Origin of the sequence: Acidaminococcus nyctereutis (assembly GCF_052216985.1) — a bacterium.
GTDB lineage: Bacteria > Bacillota > Negativicutes > Acidaminococcales > Acidaminococcaceae > Acidaminococcus > Acidaminococcus fermentans_A.
The window spans coordinates 88884-103828 of record NZ_JBQOUY010000002.1 but is presented as its reverse complement, the minus strand read 5'-3'; the positions used below and the strand labels follow the sequence as shown (position 1 = coordinate 103828).

Below are 14945 nucleotides of genomic sequence, written 5' to 3'. Positions count from 1 at the left end.
CTCCGGTATCCATTCAGCCATTCTTTAACAGTAAATCTTGCAATCGTCATCCAGTTTGGCCACAGCCGCCTGGCAGCGGCCCATGACTTCCGCCGGATCCGCCCCCTCTGCAAAGGTCACCTTCAGCTTCAGCAACATAAAGTTCAGCACCGCATCCTGGACTCCCGGAGTGGCCTTCACCGCTTCTTCCATCTTGGCCGCACAATTGGCACAGTCCACTTCCACTTTATAACTCTTTTTCATGATTCTTCCTCCTTGCTCTCGCCTAACAATTAAACAATCGTTTAATTGTTTTTCTGACTTATTTATACCACAAACCGAAAAAATAAGCAAGAGAAAGGGGAATTTTTCTTCTTTCTCTTGCTTATAATTCAATAACTGTTTATTTGTTTACAAAATGCTCAGCAGATGGTAGGCCACAAAGGTAACGATCCAGGCCGTTGCCAGCTGGAAGAAGGCTTCAAAAGCCGTCCATTTCCAGCTGCCGCTTTCCTTGTGGATGGTAGCCAGGGCCGCGGCACAGGGCACGTACAGCAGGCAGAAGATCATCAGGCAGACTGCGTTGATGCTGGTAAACCCGATGGCTTCCAGATCGGCGGCGAATTCCGCCATGCCGGCCCCGCTGCTGGCGTTGGTGATGCCAAAGAGTACGGCACAGCTGGATACCACCACTTCCTTGGCGGAAATCCCGGCCAGAAGAGCCAGACAGATCTGCCAGAAGCCCAGGCCGATGGGCCGGAACACCGGCACCAGCACATGGCCCATAATGGCGCCGAAGCTTTCTCCTGCATCGGTGGTGTAGCCACTGGGGCCGAAGTTCAGCAGGAACCAGATCAGGATGGTGGCCACGAAAATGGTGGTCCCGGCCTTTTCCAGGTAACTCTTCACCTTTTCCCACATGTAAATGCCCACAGTATGCATATCCGGCAGCTTGTATTCCGGCAGCTCGATGAGCAGGAAGTCTTCCGTCTGGCGGTGCTGGGCCTTTTCAATGCCATGGAGCACCAGAGCCACCAGGATGGCCACCAAAAGGCCGATCAGGTACATGGAATAGGCCACTACCATGGCATGGCTGCCGAAGAACATCTCTGCAAACAGGATATAGATGGTGAGCCGGGCGTTGCAGCTCATAAAAGGCGTCACCAGCATCACCTTGTACCGGTCCCGCTTGTGTTCCAGGGCACGGGATGCCATCACAGCCGGCACCGTGCACCCAAAGCCCAGGAGCATGGGGATGAAGGCCTTCCCCGACAGCCCCAGACGGCTCATCACGTCTTCCATTACATAGGCCACCCGGGCCATATACCCGGAATCTTCCAGGAAACCCAGGGTCAAAAACAGGATCAGGATATTGGGCAGGAAGGTGACAATGGTCCCCACGCCCCCCAGGACCCCGTCGATGATCAGGGATTTCAGGGCATCGCTGACGGACCAGGCGGTGAGCAGCCCTTCCAGTCCGTCTCCGAACCAGCCGATGAAGTCTTCCATATACCCCTTCAGCCAGTCCCCTACGGTAAAGGTCAGGAAGAACACCACCGCCATGATCAGCAGGAACACGGGGATCCCCCAGAACCGGTCCGTCAGCACCTTGTCCAGCCGGTCCGTCAGCTTGTCGCTTTCTTCCTTGTGGAGCAGCACTTCGTGGATGATTTCTTCAATGAAATCATATTTTTCCCGGATGATCCGGGTTTCGTAGTTCTGGTCCAGGATGTCCGGCCGGTCCACCGGGTGTTTTTTCAGCACTTCCTGGTCCTGTTCCAGCAGCTTGATGGCATGCCACCGGGGATTGATGATGTCCGGATATTTATCTTCCAGTTCCGCAATCAATTGGTCGATCCGGTCTTCGATGGGGTCGGAATAGACCATGGCGTACATTTTGTGGTCCAGCCGATGGGCCCCTACTGCCTTGTGGTCGTGGATCAGAGGGTCCGTGTGTTTGGCGTCCCGGTGATGGATGGCCGCATGGAGCAGCACATCCAGCCCCCGGCGCTTCCGGGCGGAAACGGGGATCACCGGGATCCCCAGCATTTCCGGCAGCCGGTGCAGGTCGATTTCCATCCCCCGTTTTTCCACGATATCCATCATGTTCAGGGCCATGACCACCGGCTTTCCCAGCTCCAGCAGCTGGAGGTTCAGGTACAGGCTCCGTTCCAGGGCGGAGGCATCCACCACGTTGATGATCACGTCCACTTCGTCGCTGAGGATGAAGTCCCGGGACACGATTTCTTCCATGGTATAGGAAGTGAGGCTGTAGGTGCCGGGCAGGTCCACCAGATGGATGTTCATGTTGTGGCGCCGGATAGCCCCTTCCACCTTTTCCACGGTGACCCCGGGCCAGTTGGCCACCTTCAGGTTGGCGCCGGTAAAGGCGTTGAACAGGGTGGTCTTTCCACAGTTGGGGTTGCCGATGAAGCCGATGGTAAGATTTTGGGCATCGTGGAGATGCTTTTTAGGCTGCTGCATGTCAGTCATGGTCCACCTCTACTTTGTCCACCGTAATGTTCCGGGTCATATTGAAGCCCAAAGCAAACCGGGTGCCCCGGAGCAGGATCACCATGATTCCCTTCCCCTTCCGGTTCAGCACATGGATCCGGGTCCCCAGGGTCATCCCCAAGGCCTGGAGCCGCCGTTCGATCTGGAACGGCAGTTCGATTTTCGTAACGACTGCAGATTCACCGATCTGCAAATCTTTTAAAAGCATGGATTCTTGTTTCCCCCTGTAAGTAAATTCAAGCGTAAAGAAAAGCTGCCGCCGTAGCGACAGCCTGTGGTTCTTACGTGAGACTAACCGCATTTGTAATTATAATCAATTCAGGAGGGATTGTCCACTGAATGAAGGAAGCCAAATGCCCCGGCCTTGATTTGCCCCTGCAGTTGTTATCGGGTTTCCGGCGGGGACGGTGTTCTGGCGGGGCGCCGGGCCTGCACCCCCTACGGACCCGCAATGGATCCCGGCTTTGGACGGATTTAAGGTATAACAGCCGGGCCTGCAATCCCTTACAACTCTTTCCCTTCCATCTCCTGGTCCAACGCTTCCAGCAATCCGATATACTCGTTTTTGATCATCCCATAGATTTCCTTTGCGGTGGATTCGTTGTAGGTGTGGGCTGTCAGGTTCCGTTTCTGCTGCATGTCCAGCCATTTTTCCGCATCCCGGATCAGATGCATTTTCCAGGCTTCCCGGATAGCGCTCCGGGGGCTGGCCACCTCCACCCCTTCGAAATCCAGGATGGTTTTCAGGAGTTTCCAGCCCAGTTCGAAGGTAAATTCAAACCGCTGTATGGTTGCATCCAGATAAATACCATCTGCATCAGGCTCTTTTTGCAAGGCAATTTTCAGTCTGCCCAATGCTTTATGGTATTCTTCCCATTTTAAGGTGATTTGTTCTTTGGCCATAATCGGACTCCCTTCCTGGTTCGTTTTCCAAAGCACGATTCCTTCTCTGTCAATGGATTCCTGCAGTTTCTTGTTGGATTGGTTCGTATAGTCGATTAAATCAAACGTATAGGGCAACTGGCTTTCGTCCAATGCCGCCTGCATAGGGGTACGGATGTCTTCTTTGCTGGCAATCGCCAGATCCACATCCGATGTTTCTTTGTAATCTCCCCTGGCACGGGATCCAAAAAGCTTTACCCATAAGAGTTCATTTTGAAAACGAGAAAAAATCCGGTACAAAATTTTCCATTGTTCCAGGGTCATTCCATGAAGTCTGGAATCATGAGCCTCTCTATTCTTTTTTACTCCAAGTGCTTTTTGCATATTTTTACCCTCTTTTAGGCTCTCGCTCCTCGGCCAAAGCATCATGGGCCCATTATATCATACTTTTCAGTTTTTCTCCTGCTGGGGGCCCTGGATACGTTGCCTGCGGGGATACAGGCCCCACCGGCGGCCGGGACGGCCCCCCGGCGTGAGCGGGCGAACCGGGCGGCACGGCTTTGCCGACCTTGGTTCGCCCCTACGGCTGTTATCGAGTTTCCGGCGGAGATAATGTTCTGGCGGGGCGCCGGGCCTACGCCCCCTACGGGCCCGCGAGGAAATCCTTGAAATGCCTATAGAAGACCTTGCGAGGGTTAGATCCTAACGCCTATCAGAGCCTTTTATCCATCCCTGGAATTGGACCTGTTATGGCCGCTGGTATCCTGGCAGAAATTGGCCATATTGAAGCTTTCAACTCTCAAGAAGCATTGGCAAAGTACGCCGGGCTTATCTGGCGTGAAAACCAGTCAGGTAACTTTAAAAGTGATGATACTCCTCTGGCCAAACGATGTTCGTCACTGTTGGATGGGGCCGATTTCGATTTCGTCGATTTTTCCCTTTTCGATTTCAAAGATCAGGCCCACGCCGGACATACCCTCCGCCCTGTAGATGATTTTATCCCCACGGACTATGTCCGGTTTCCCGTAGGTCCCCTCCAGAAGGGAAGCGTCCATTCCCACGTAGATTCCTTCCGGAGTTGCCCATCCGTTGTTAGCAGATACTTCCATATGATAGACAGCTCCTTCCGCCAGATGAATGGAAACCCCATCACCATATTCATATTCCACCACCGATCCCGATGGATGGGAATCAGAATGTTCCCGTTCCGTTTCTGTAGGGGCACCATATATCTGCCGTATATAGGAGCTCTCACTGCCAATTCCGATGCCGCCCAGGTACAGGGATTTCTGCGGTACCGATGCCAATGCGGCCGAAGCAGCCAGCGTCAAAAGTGTTGTGAGACCCACAATTGTCCATTTTTTCATCAGGTCCATCCTCCTTATTTTTAAGAATTATTATTGATTTTAATTTTATCATAATCATGCGGGAAGTTACAACCTGTTTTTCATCACATTTCTGTCCTATGTATACTTTTACCCATTGCTGTGAAAAAGAAGACACGATAAAATTAACGGACGGAGAAACATGATTATCCCTGAACAGCAAGGGCAGTGAAAATGCACGGGATCCGGAAATTACTGCCTTTCTCCGCTATGTGGACGGCAAGGCAGCAGAGTGGAATTTGTAAGGAGCCTGGATCAGTCAGTCCAGTTTGTGAAAAGCCTGGAAAAAGTGAGGCAATAATATATGATTCTAAGTGACGAAATCAAAAGACACCAGGAAGAAGCAGCGGACAAAGCTGCGGCAGAATCAATGGTTAAGGGAATCGCCAAAGGACTTGGTCTCTCCGACGATGAAATCAGGGCCCTGGCTGAAATGGAAGAATCATAACGAAACAGGTGAGCGTTTCGAGTACAGAAACCGCAGACCATTGGCCTGCGGTTTTTCTTCAGAAAGCATATTTACAACAGGAGCCATACATTCCTCTGGCGAAAGCTGCTTGAACTGTCTTATCTTGCGAAACATAATATTACTCCTCTCTCATCGCATAACCAAATCTCTTCTGGCACCCGGAAACTATACGATGTGATATCCTTCTGCAGCCAAAACACTCAATGCCCGTGCAAAGTTTTCTTCTTTGACCAAAATATAATCTGTATTGTAAGTGGATATCGCAAAAATGCCTATCTCATGTTCGGCAAGGATCCCGGATAATTTGGACAGGATGCCAATGAGCGAAAAATCAAGAACACCCTGAATGCGGAATCCTCTCCAACCGTCATCCCGTTCTACCGTCTTCACAGGTGTATCCTCTGTCTTGCACACTAGTGACACTTCTTCATCCGTTTTTCCGACGAAATAAAAATCAGCAGCCATATTGATGTCGGATACATCTGGCACTTTACAGACCGTCAGTTTGTAATCGATTTTCTTTAGTTCCATTTTCTTTTCTCCTATTAAAATTTCATATGCGCAGCATACCCTATATGCATTCCAGTAAGGTCAATGCCAGAATGACATTAATCATCCGATAATGCTTGACATAGAATTTTTGTATCAGAAGTCCAGCACCAATCCAAGTAGATGTGGCAATCGTCCCAATCGTGGCAATCAGAAGTTCAACTCCGATCAGAATCCATAATGCCTTACTGTATGGTGTGATAAACCCCGTCAATGCTATAATTCCAAACATATAGATTTTGATATTTACAAACTGAAGCAGGAATCCTTTCAAGAAAGAGGCTGTTCCGTGCCCTGCATTAACCTCAGGCTTACTGATAGCAATATGAATCGCAAGCCAAAGGATATAAGCAGCTCCAATATACTTCATGACTTGGAGCGCACCGGGAAGAAATGCACCCACTCCATATACGAAAACGGCACAGATAATCTGAACAACATAGTATCCCATGAATATTCCAAAAAAAAGTGGCTTCCCTTTTCCCCATCCGTAATTGGTTACTGTATTCAGAGCCAATATATTCCCCGGCCCCGGGGTAAAGGCATTCACGCACGCATACACAAAAAAATTCACAAGCACATATCCAGGCATACCCAAATCTCCTTTCACAATGTTGCTATCATCATACTTCAAAGGAAGATCTTATAGGTAATACTTATTTGATATGTTTTTACATAGTTTCATTCTATGTAGATTGAGTGGCATATTTTTTCAATGCTTTCACATAGATGGATCCCAGCTCCGACAGACTCTGCTCCCTGCAGAGGACATACCCGATGTGCATCTGTTCCTGCTCAGCAAGGGGTACGGAAACGATCTGCCGTCCCTGCAGATAGGTGGGAAAGATCCCGCTGGCGATGGTATATCCATCTAGGCCGATCAGCGGATCGATGGTTGGAGCTTTCTACATATATAGATCAGGGACCCCGCGACAGGATCTTCGGGAGCCAGTCTCCGAAGTTTCTTCTCTCCCATATGCAAATACCGGCTGGCTTCTTTCAGGGCCAACGTAATCCACGGACCCTTGCCGAACGGTGCGGCCTTCCGGAGGATTTTTTTACTGCCATAAAGTTCCGCAATATCAAGTAAATTTCTTCACATTTTCTTTAATTAACGTTATAATAGCAATAATCGAATTCCGAGAATACCATATCCTTCCGGAGTGGCTGCTGATTTACAAAATCAATGAAAATATCCTGATACTGACTCTGACCCGTACAGAAAACCACAGTGATTTGTGCTGAAAAAACAGAAAGGATGTTTTTATATGAAAATCATCGCAATCAATGGAAGTCCCCGCCGTTCAGGAAATACTTCTGTCATGCTCCAAAAAGCATTGGAAGGAGCGACTGCGGCCGGTGCAGAAACCGAAATCATCAACTTATATTCTCTTACCTACAAGAGCTGCGTCAGTTGCTTTTACTGCAAACGCAAGGATAAAAAACACGGAACCTGCATCGTCAAAGATGATTTGGCGCCGGTCTTGGAACGGGTGAAAGCGGCGGATGCCGTCATTTTTGGTTCCCCTATCTATTTCATGAACCTGACAGCCCAGATGCAGGCTTTTCTGGAACGGTTCTTTTTCTCACAGTACATTTACAGCCGTGAAACTCCCTCCGTGCTGGGAAAGAAAATGCCCTCCGCGTTTCTCTACACCATGAATGCCACGGAAGAACAAATGGAACAGTTCCATCTAAAGGAAAGTCTAGCTGCCTATGAATGGACTGCCGCCAATGTGTTGGGAGTGGAACCATACCGATTCTATGACTGCAATACGCTCCAGTTCTCCGATTACAGCCGATATGAATCCTCGATCTTTTCCGAACAGGATAAACGGGATTACCACGCCAAATATGAAAAAGAAATGGAAGAAAACGCCTATAAATTAGGCAGACAACTGATTGAGGATGCGCAAGAAAAAATATCCTATTAAGCATATCGATGTGCCCGTTACTCCTTCCATGAATACCGGGTGACGCAATATTTGTCAGGATAAAAACCCTATTGATAAAATGTAAGGAATGGAAACTAAACAGGCCCGCAATCACTTTTGACTGCGGGCTTTTTCGCTCTCTGGACGGCTCAAAAGGGCCTGGTCTGACGTATTTTTATTCCTCTTCCACCACTTCTGCCTTGAACACCATGATGGTATCCGCATCGCTGCAGCAGAACTCGGCGGTGCCTTTGGGCTGGCCGGGAATCTGGCCTCCATACCGGAGGATATCGATATAGGGAAAGGCGCAGTGCATGGCCATGGGGCAAATCTTGCCCCGGTCTTCATCGAAATCGAAGACTTCCCCTATATGGTGGCCCCGGTGGCAGCCCATTATCCCTCTCCGGTCCGTCACTGTGATCCGGATCTTCGGTCTGCGCCGCTCCATGGCTGCCCCGTTATTCCAAGGTCAGCAGGAGCCCCATCTTAAAGGGTTTCTCCGCTTTCACCCAATGGAGTCCATTCTTGGCAAACCGGAACTGCTCGCCGGCTTTCAGGGTATGAGCCTGGCCTTCATAGCCGATGATCCCTTCCCCATCCAGGGCAAAGATCAGGGCATCTCCCGGAGCTGCATGTTCGCTGAGTCCGGTGCCCGCAGCAAAGGCCATGACCACGAACTTCATTTTGTCGTTGTGGACCACATCCATATTGACGATCCGTCCCTCCTGGTAAGGCACCAGGTCTGCCAGTCTGAATACTTCTCCTGCTTTCACTGCATTGTTCATGATATCCTCCTTCTGGATTTCCAGTTCCGTATAGACGGTATCTTCTTCCGCTGCCATGCCCACCGGTACGCCAGTGGGAGTCAGAAGGCTCTCTCCCTCTTCCAGCACCCGGCCTTGCTGGCTGCCGGTCAGGAACAGCCGGCCCTTCTGGACCCGCAGCAGCTTGTGGTAGGGATAGATTTCTGCGCTGATGTCCGTCCCGGCTCCCAGTGAAAAGATCCAGAGAGGATTCTTACCCCCGGCGATCTGCTGGGAAACCGTGCATCCAGTCACAGGAGGATTGGTCTCTTCCATCCGGAATACCCGGCCCGCATCCATTTCCATACCATCACCTGCTTTCCTTTTATTGTCTGTATTGTAGCATGGAAATGAGAGAAAGTACGTTGGAAGGACAACGAAAAAGGAGCTGTTGCACTTGAAAAAACATACCCGTACAACAGCTCCACTGGCTCACTGGCTGCATGTCTCCACTCTCCAGCCGTGAGAAGTTTTCACAATTACACCAGCTGTCTTACTTTTCATCCCTTTTCGGGATCTTCTGGAAGAAGGCGTGGATCAGCACAGCTGCCAGGAGGAAGCCGCACACATCGGATACACTCTGGCTCCATACCAGGCCCGTGAGACCGAAGATCCGGGGCAGCACCAGCAGGGTGGGGATCAAAAAGAGCCCGCTCCGGCCGGCCGCTACCAGCATGGCTCCTGCTGTATGCCGGGTAGTCTGGAGGCACATATTGGACAGGATGGTCAAGGGCACCAGGAAGAAGGTCATGGCCTGGGTTCGGAGGGCGGCGGCCCCCACGGAAATCACCAAAGAATCATCCCGGAATTCCTCCAATATAGGAGTGGCCCAAACAATGGCCACAGCAGCGGCTGCCAAGGAAAACAGGGTCCCCGCTTTCACAGCGAACCAGAATCCTTCCCGGAGCCGGCCGTATTTCCGGGCCCCGTAGCTGAACCCGCACACCGGCTGGAATCCTTGGCCGAACCCGATGACCACGGAAGCCGCAAAGAAACTGAGCCGGGTTACGATGGACATGGCAGCGATGGCCGCATCTCCAAAGGCTCCCGCTGCCACATTGAGGAAAATGGTAGAAAGGCTCTGAGTCCCCTGACGCACCAGAGAAGGGGCCCCGCCAGCCACGATTTCTTTCATGATGGGCCAAGAAGGATGGATATTCTTCATCTGGATGGGGATATTGCCGCCCCGCCGGGTCATGGCAAATAGGATACAAAAACTGATGAACTGGCTCAGGATGGTGGCGTAGGCAGCTCCGGCTACCCCCAAACGGAACTTGAAGATGAAAAGAGGATCCAGGAACACGTTCAGGAAGCCTCCCACGGTGATGCCCACCATGCCGAAAGCGGCGCTGCCCTGGAAACGCAGATGGTTGTTCATCACCAGGCTGGACATCATCACCGGAGCCCCGATGAGGATCACACTCATATACTGGACTGCATAGGGCAGGATGGTAGGTGTGGAACCAATCAGGGTAGCGAATTGCGGGGCAAAAGCATTGCCCAGGACGGCGATGCAGAGTCCGCATAAAAACGTATAGAAAAAACTGGTAGAAGCCATGGTTTCTGCCTCCGCCCGCTTCTTCGCCCCCAGGAGCCGGGAAATGGTATTGCCGGAGCCCATGCCGAAGAAAAAAGCGATGGCATGGATGATGGCCATGGTAGCAAAGGTGACCCCTACGGCTGCGGTGGAGGTGGTATCGATTTTACTCACAAAGTACGTATCAGCCATATTATAGAAGCTGGTGCACAGCATACTGATGATGGAAGGCAGGGCCAAGGAAGCAATCAAAGGCTTCACCGGCGATTCCAGCATCTTTTTGTACTTTTGGGCTTCTTGGGAATTTGCAGGCGATGGATCTGTCATAAGGAAACCGCCAATCTGTCCGATTGCGGACGTATATTTTTTCTATTATACCACAAAAGAGGGGTGTGAAAAAATTCACACCCCCCCGGTCGCGAGTCACGGGTCGCGACCCGTGACCGAGCCGTTATGCGGCTCTTATTTCCCCAGTGCATCCGCCTGGATGATGGCGGCATAGAGCTGGTCTTCCGTTACATCCGCTACCATATTGTGGATGCTTTCCCCCGGCACGCAGGCAGCTTTAGCGATCTGGCGGATCTGTTCGTCCGTTGTGATCCCCAGTTCGGCCAGGGTGGTGGGCAGCCCCACTTCTTTGCAGAAGCCCTGGACATCTCGGAACTCATCTTCTTCTACCCCTTCCAGCACCAGCTGGACCAAGGTACCGAAGGCTACGCAGTTCCCATGGGGCACACTGTGGCCGCCCAGGGAAGTGATGCCATTGTAGAAGGAATGGGCACAGGCCAGGCCCCCGTTATCCGCCCCTACCCCGGACAGGTACACATTGGTCTCGATGATAGCATCCAGAGCCGGCGTCACCACCTGTTTTTCTACGGACATTTTGGCCTGGGCCCCGTAGTTCCGCAGGTTTTCGTAGCACAGCTCGCACAGGGCCATGGCCGACCGGGTGATCCCGCCGTTTTCCAGGCTGGGCGCATCGGTCCGATAGCAGGCCCGGGCTTCGAAATAGGTCCCCAGAGCATCCCCCATGCCAGCTACCAAGAATTTCACTGGAGCATGGGCGATGATGGAACTGTCTACCAGCACTCCGTCCGGGTTGTTGGGATAGAACAGATAGGAATTGAAGGAGCCGTCATCGTTATAGATGACCGAAAGACCGGTACAAGGAGCATCGGTAGCCACCACCGTAGGGATGATTACCACCCGTTTCCCTTCATGATAAGCGGTAGCTTTGGCCGTATCGATGGCGGAGCCGCCCCCTACCCCGACCACCACATCGATGTTCTCCGCGCGGACCATTTTTCTGAATTTCTCGATTTCTCCCACGCTGGAGATTCCTCCGAACACTTCATAATGGCGATGGGTCTCGCTGCTCCCGAAGCCTTCTTCCAGTTTGTCATGACAGGTCCGGTGACCGCTCCGGCTACAGATGAACAACCAATTCTTCCCCAGATCCTTGAAATAGTCGTAGAATTCCCGCAGAGCTCCGCTGCCTTGAACATATTTCAACGGTGCCCGCATCAAACGCAGTCTTGCCATCGTAGTTACCTCCTTAAATGTAGTTTTTTCTGATACAGATTATATCATGGATTGAACATTTTTAACAATAATTATTTATTTAAAGTTATATAATGAAAACCTTGTGCATGGAAGCAAATCGCCTGTTTTTTCCAAAAATTCAGTAGGCGGAATTTCAGAAATATGCTACAATGGGTTTACAGAGTTTTTACATTTTACATATTCTTTACAAAGGAGGAAGATTTGTATGAAACTCAAGAAATGGTTGGCTGCTTCCGCCATCTGTGCCCTGGCCCTGGCTGTAGGTGCCTGTGGCGGTGGCAAAAAAACACAGCAGAAGGCGGCCGGCGACTGGAAGCCTACCAAGGATATCAAGGTAATCGTAGCCTATAAGGCAGGTTCCGGTACGGATACAGGGGCTCGGGTCCTGTGTAAGGATGCGGAAAAATTCGTCGGCAAGACCCTGATCATCGAAAACAAGCCCGGTGCAGACGGCAAGATCGGCTGGACGGAACTGTCCAAGGCAAAACCGGATGGGTATACCATCGGCTTCATCAACCTCCCTACTTACACCACCCTGGCCCTGGCCAAGAATGCTTCTTTCAATGACAAGAGCATCGTCCCCATCTGCAACCATCTGAAAGAAACCGGCGTAGTCGTCGTTCGGAAAGACAGCAAATTCAACAGCCTGAAGGAACTGGTGGAATACGCCAAAGCCCATCCCGGCGAACTGAAAGCTTCCACCAACGGGGTCCAGGCTTCCAACCATACGGCAGCCCAGCTGCTCTCCACCACGGCCAAATTCAAATACAATGCAGTGCCTTACGGCGGTACCGCTGACCAGCTGCTGGCTCTGCGCCAGGGCGAAGTGGATTTCTCCTGCGCCAAACTGGGCGATGTGGAACCGCTCATCCGCGGCAGCAACGCAGCTCTGAAGCTCCTGGGCGTATTCTCCGAAAAACGTCTGGATGAATATAAAGACGTCCCCACCTTGGGTGAACTGGGCTACTACAACAAATGGTATGGTTCCGCCCGTGCCCTGGTAGCTCCCAAAGGCACCCCGGAAAACATCATCAAATTCTATGAAAAAGCCTTCAAACTGACCATGACCGACGAACAGACCATCCGCGACCATAAGAACGCCGGCCTGGAACTCCACTACATGGACAGCAAGGAACTGGGCAAACTGATCCAGGAACAGATGACCTTCTGCAAAGACGTGGTCAGCAAGCTGTACAAGGATGCCTAACCATCTGAACATATGATCTGCAAAGGGGCTGCTTGCGAGCAGCCCCCCTGTTTGAGGGGAAACCATTATGAAAAAATCGGAACTCAGTGTCGTCATCTTCATGCTGGGATTCTGTGCCTTCTTTTTCTATGAAACACTGCAGCTGCCGCCTGCGGCACAGAGCTATCCCAAATTCGTCATCGGCCTCCTGGCCGTCCTGACCCTGATGCAGCTGGTGAAAATGGCCTGCAGCTGCCATGGGCATTTCGCCATCGTCAATGATCTGCCGGAAGTCTGGACCCACTTCCTGCCGAAACAGTTCTTCACATTCTTAGGTGCATCAGTCCTCTTCTTCATCCTCATGATCTTCATCGGGTTCTATCCTGCTGCCATCATCTATCTCCTTTTCATGATGCACTTTTTCCATATCGAGAAAAAATACATGGCCATCACCATTGTGGTATTGATGGTCCTGATCTATGTGGTCTTCAGCGAGTTTTTGGCCGTGCCTCTGCCGGACGGCCTGCTGATTGAAGAACTACTGTAGGAAGCGAGGGATGGACAAATGGAAAATCAATATGCATTGATGGCCATGGGATTCGTCAACGCGCTTTCTCCCATGAACATCGTCATCATGATCGCCAGTGTGACCATGGGGATCATCATCGGCTGTATGCCCGGTCTTTCCGCGGCCATGGGGGTGGCCCTGCTGCTGCCCCTGACCTTCGGCATGGAACCTTCTGCCGGCCTCATCATGCTGGGTGGCATCTACTGTGGCGCTATCTTCGGCGGATCCATTTCCGCCATCTTGATCCACACACCCGGTACACCGGCCTCAGCGGCCACCGCCATCGACGGCTATGCCATGACCCTGAAGGGCAAAGCGGGGAAAGCTCTGGCCACTGCCTGTATCGCCTCTTTCTGGGGTGGGCTCCTGAGCTGCATTTCCCTGTATTTCTTCGCTCCGGCCCTGGCCAAATTAGCCATGGAATTCGGCAGCCCGGAATACTTCTGGCTGAGCCTTTTCGGCCTGACCATCATCGCCGGGATCAACACAGATTCTATGATTCTGGGGCTGATGTCCGGTGCCTTCGGGCTGGTACTCTCTACCATCGGCATGGATCCCATGCAGGGCGTGGAACGGTTCATGTTCGGCCAGGATTCTCTCTATAACGGCATCAACATCACCTGCGCCCTGATCGGTCTCTTTTCCATGAGTCAGGCCTTCATCCTGGCGGAAAAAGCCATCGTACAGCGGGCCAAAGCTGCCAAGTTCAAAGACCGGATCATGCTGAGCCTCCAGGAAATGAAACAGATCACCCCCACGGTGCTCCGGAGCTGGATCATCGGGAATATCATCGGGCTCCTGCCTGGAGCCGGTGCCTCCATCGCCTGCTTCCTGGGCTACAACGAAGCCAAGCGCTTCTCCAAACATCCGGAAGAATTCGGCAACGGTTCCATTGAAGGGATCGCCGGTTCCGAAGCTGCCAACAACGCCGTGACCGGCGGTTCCCTGATCCCCACCCTGACCCTGGGGATCCCTGGAGAAAGCGTCACCGCTGTGCTCATGGGCGGGCTGATCATCCACGGGCTCCAGCCGGGACCGGAACTCTTTACAAAGTATGCTCCCATGACGTATACTTTCTTTGGCGGGTTCGTGGTGATCCAGTTCTTCATGCTACTGATCGGCCTTTTGGGCTGCCGACTCTTCGCCAAGATTGCCCGGGTTTCCGATGCCATCCTGATTCCCAGCATCTTCGTGCTGTGTGTGGTGGGTTCCTTTGCCATCAACAACAGTGCCTTTGATGTTAAGGTGATGTTCGTATTCGGGATCATCGGGTATCTCATGCGGAAATGCAATATGAACACCGCAGCCGTTGTTCTAGCCCTGATCCTGGGGCCTCTGGGTGAAAAGGGCCTGCGGCGTAGCCTGAGCCTTTCCGGCGGGGATACCAGCATCCTGCTTTCCACCAATATCTGCAAGATTTTGCTGGCCCTGTGCCTGCTGTCCCTGCTCTCTCCTTTCATCATGAAGTTCTTCAAAAAGGAAAAGAAAGCGGACGAAGCTGTGCTGGCCGAAGAAGACAAGGAAATCCAGGAAGAAAACAAGAAATAAAAAAGAAAAGCCTTCTCACATCAAAAGA

At 51.7% G+C, this 14945-nt stretch carries 17 protein-coding genes and 1 pseudogene; 7 read left to right on the top strand and 11 right to left on the bottom strand.

What is annotated here, in order from left to right:
* Positions 1-24: 24 nt before the first annotated feature.
* The 4 genes from ACTUHY_RS01980 to ACTUHY_RS01965 form a co-directional block, all read right to left on the bottom strand.
* Positions 25-243 carry a cation transporter gene (locus tag ACTUHY_RS01980; RefSeq protein WP_154488071.1) on the bottom strand — a complete coding sequence of 73 codons (219 nt, stop codon included), beginning with the start codon at positions 241-243 and terminating at the stop codon, positions 25-27.
* 147 nt (positions 244-390) lie between these two features.
* Entirely contained in the window at positions 391-2472 is a 2082-nt protein-coding gene (gene feoB / locus ACTUHY_RS01975) for a ferrous iron transport protein B (protein WP_442826418.1), read from the bottom strand.
* Positions 2465-2701 carry a FeoA family protein gene (locus tag ACTUHY_RS01970; RefSeq protein WP_279002585.1) on the bottom strand — a complete coding sequence of 79 codons (237 nt, stop codon included), beginning with the start codon at positions 2699-2701 and terminating at the stop codon, positions 2465-2467. Before ACTUHY_RS01970 ends, feoB begins: the two co-directional genes overlap by 8 nt.
* 296 nt (positions 2702-2997) lie before the next feature.
* Positions 2998-3699 carry an HI0074 family nucleotidyltransferase substrate-binding subunit gene (locus ACTUHY_RS01965; RefSeq protein ID WP_442826417.1) on the bottom strand — a complete coding sequence of 234 codons (702 nt, stop codon included), beginning with the start codon at positions 3697-3699 and terminating at the stop codon, positions 2998-3000.
* 386 nt (positions 3700-4085) lie between these two features.
* On the opposite strand from ACTUHY_RS01965, the pseudogene ACTUHY_RS01960 reads away from it, so the two are divergent.
* Positions 4086-4265: pseudogene (locus ACTUHY_RS01960) on the top strand (transposase); the annotation flags it as partial.
* A gap of 6 nt (positions 4266-4271) precedes the next feature.
* On the opposite strand, the gene ACTUHY_RS01955 reads toward ACTUHY_RS01960, so the two are convergent.
* On the bottom strand, positions 4272-4742 hold the full coding sequence (locus ACTUHY_RS01955) for a hypothetical protein (RefSeq protein ID WP_442826470.1): 471 nt from the start codon (positions 4740-4742) through the stop codon (positions 4272-4274).
* Positions 4743-5064: 322 nt separating this feature from the next.
* On the opposite strand from ACTUHY_RS01955, the gene ACTUHY_RS01950 reads away from it, so the two are divergent.
* Positions 5065-5208, top strand: a complete 144-nt coding sequence (locus ACTUHY_RS01950) for a hypothetical protein (RefSeq protein WP_442826416.1) — start codon at positions 5065-5067, stop codon at positions 5206-5208.
* Between the two features lie 186 nt (positions 5209-5394).
* On the opposite strand, the gene ACTUHY_RS01945 is transcribed toward ACTUHY_RS01950, so the two are convergent.
* Together ACTUHY_RS01945 and ACTUHY_RS01940 are read right to left on the bottom strand one after the other, a co-directional pair.
* Complete coding sequence (locus tag ACTUHY_RS01945) at positions 5395-5760, bottom strand: ACT domain-containing protein (RefSeq protein WP_442826415.1); 366 nt, start codon at positions 5758-5760, stop codon at positions 5395-5397.
* 40 nt (positions 5761-5800) lie between these two features.
* On the bottom strand, positions 5801-6370 hold the full coding sequence (locus tag ACTUHY_RS01940) for a LysE family transporter (RefSeq protein ID WP_442826414.1): 570 nt from the start codon (positions 6368-6370) through the stop codon (positions 5801-5803).
* A 443-nt stretch (positions 6371-6813) separates the two neighbouring features.
* On the opposite strand from ACTUHY_RS01940, the gene ACTUHY_RS01935 reads away from it, so the two are divergent.
* Positions 6814-7023, top strand: coding sequence for a type II toxin-antitoxin system mRNA interferase toxin, RelE/StbE family (locus tag ACTUHY_RS01935; protein WP_442826413.1), 210 nt, complete (start codon positions 6814-6816; stop codon positions 7021-7023).
* A gap of 23 nt (positions 7024-7046) precedes the next feature.
* Positions 7047-7712 (top strand): flavodoxin family protein, encoded by a 666-nt coding sequence (locus ACTUHY_RS01930; RefSeq protein ID WP_442826412.1) that lies wholly within the window; start codon positions 7047-7049, stop codon positions 7710-7712.
* A 175-nt stretch (positions 7713-7887) separates the two neighbouring features.
* Here ACTUHY_RS01930 and ACTUHY_RS01925 read toward each other — a convergent pair whose 3' ends face one another.
* The 4 genes from ACTUHY_RS01925 to ACTUHY_RS01910 form a co-directional block, all read right to left on the bottom strand.
* Positions 7888-8160 carry a TIGR04076 family protein gene (locus ACTUHY_RS01925; RefSeq protein ID WP_442826411.1) on the bottom strand — a complete coding sequence of 91 codons (273 nt, stop codon included), beginning with the start codon at positions 8158-8160 and terminating at the stop codon, positions 7888-7890.
* A gap of 10 nt (positions 8161-8170) precedes the next feature.
* The gene (locus ACTUHY_RS01920; protein ID WP_442826410.1) at positions 8171-8821 is read right to left on the bottom strand and encodes a cupin domain-containing protein; all 651 of its coding nucleotides are present in this window, start codon (positions 8819-8821) and stop codon (positions 8171-8173) included.
* 187 nt (positions 8822-9008) lie between these two features.
* Positions 9009-10379, bottom strand: a complete 1371-nt coding sequence (locus ACTUHY_RS01915) for an MATE family efflux transporter (protein WP_442826409.1) — start codon at positions 10377-10379, stop codon at positions 9009-9011.
* A gap of 135 nt (positions 10380-10514) precedes the next feature.
* The gene (locus ACTUHY_RS01910; protein WP_442826408.1) at positions 10515-11594 is read right to left on the bottom strand and encodes a glycerol dehydrogenase; all 1080 of its coding nucleotides are present in this window, start codon (positions 11592-11594) and stop codon (positions 10515-10517) included.
* 226 nt (positions 11595-11820) lie between these two features.
* Here ACTUHY_RS01910 and ACTUHY_RS01905 point away from each other — a divergent pair, with 226 nt between their 5' ends.
* The 3 genes from ACTUHY_RS01905 to ACTUHY_RS01895 all read left to right on the top strand — a co-directional run bounded on the left by ACTUHY_RS01905 (position 11821) and on the right by ACTUHY_RS01895 (position 14917).
* On the top strand, positions 11821-12822 hold the full coding sequence (locus tag ACTUHY_RS01905) for a Bug family tripartite tricarboxylate transporter substrate binding protein (RefSeq protein WP_442826407.1): 1002 nt from the start codon (positions 11821-11823) through the stop codon (positions 12820-12822).
* A gap of 67 nt (positions 12823-12889) precedes the next feature.
* Positions 12890-13348 carry a tripartite tricarboxylate transporter TctB family protein gene (locus tag ACTUHY_RS01900; protein WP_442826406.1) on the top strand — a complete coding sequence of 153 codons (459 nt, stop codon included), beginning with the start codon at positions 12890-12892 and terminating at the stop codon, positions 13346-13348.
* 18 nt (positions 13349-13366) lie between these two features.
* Positions 13367-14917 (top strand): tripartite tricarboxylate transporter permease, encoded by a 1551-nt coding sequence (locus tag ACTUHY_RS01895; RefSeq protein ID WP_442826405.1) that lies wholly within the window; start codon positions 13367-13369, stop codon positions 14915-14917.
* Positions 14918-14945 lie beyond the last annotated feature (28 nt).

What these genes read in the sequence shown, in the direction of transcription:
- feoB (WP_442826418.1), bottom strand. Translation starts at nt 2,472, where the DNA reads ATGACTGACATGCAGCAGCCTAAAAAGCATCTCCACGATGCCCAAAAT.
- ACTUHY_RS01950 (WP_442826416.1), top strand. Translation starts at nt 5,065, where the DNA reads ATGATTCTAAGTGACGAAATCAAAAGACACCAGGAAGAAGCAGCGGAC.
- ACTUHY_RS01945 (WP_442826415.1), bottom strand. Translation starts at nt 5,760, where the DNA reads ATGGAACTAAAGAAAATCGATTACAAACTGACGGTCTGTAAAGTGCCA.
- ACTUHY_RS01910 (WP_442826408.1), bottom strand. Translation starts at nt 11,594, where the DNA reads ATGGCAAGACTGCGTTTGATGCGGGCACCGTTGAAATATGTTCAAGGC.
- ACTUHY_RS01925 (WP_442826411.1), bottom strand. Translation starts at nt 8,160, where the DNA reads ATGGAGCGGCGCAGACCGAAGATCCGGATCACAGTGACGGACCGGAGA.
- ACTUHY_RS01900 (WP_442826406.1), top strand. Translation starts at nt 12,890, where the DNA reads ATGAAAAAATCGGAACTCAGTGTCGTCATCTTCATGCTGGGATTCTGT.
- ACTUHY_RS01980 (WP_154488071.1), bottom strand. Translation starts at nt 243, where the DNA reads ATGAAAAAGAGTTATAAAGTGGAAGTGGACTGTGCCAATTGTGCGGCC.
- ACTUHY_RS01965 (WP_442826417.1), bottom strand. Translation starts at nt 3,699, where the DNA reads ATGACCCTGGAACAATGGAAAATTTTGTACCGGATTTTTTCTCGTTTT.
- ACTUHY_RS01895 (WP_442826405.1), top strand. Translation starts at nt 13,367, where the DNA reads ATGGAAAATCAATATGCATTGATGGCCATGGGATTCGTCAACGCGCTT.
- ACTUHY_RS01930 (WP_442826412.1), top strand. Translation starts at nt 7,047, where the DNA reads ATGAAAATCATCGCAATCAATGGAAGTCCCCGCCGTTCAGGAAATACT.
- ACTUHY_RS01920 (WP_442826410.1), bottom strand. Translation starts at nt 8,821, where the DNA reads ATGGAAATGGATGCGGGCCGGGTATTCCGGATGGAAGAGACCAATCCT.
- ACTUHY_RS01915 (WP_442826409.1), bottom strand. Translation starts at nt 10,379, where the DNA reads ATGACAGATCCATCGCCTGCAAATTCCCAAGAAGCCCAAAAGTACAAA.
- ACTUHY_RS01970 (WP_279002585.1), bottom strand. Translation starts at nt 2,701, where the DNA reads ATGCTTTTAAAAGATTTGCAGATCGGTGAATCTGCAGTCGTTACGAAA.
- ACTUHY_RS01955 (WP_442826470.1), bottom strand. Translation starts at nt 4,742, where the DNA reads ATGAAAAAATGGACAATTGTGGGTCTCACAACACTTTTGACGCTGGCT.
- ACTUHY_RS01940 (WP_442826414.1), bottom strand. Translation starts at nt 6,370, where the DNA reads ATGCCTGGATATGTGCTTGTGAATTTTTTTGTGTATGCGTGCGTGAAT.
- ACTUHY_RS01905 (WP_442826407.1), top strand. Translation starts at nt 11,821, where the DNA reads ATGAAACTCAAGAAATGGTTGGCTGCTTCCGCCATCTGTGCCCTGGCC.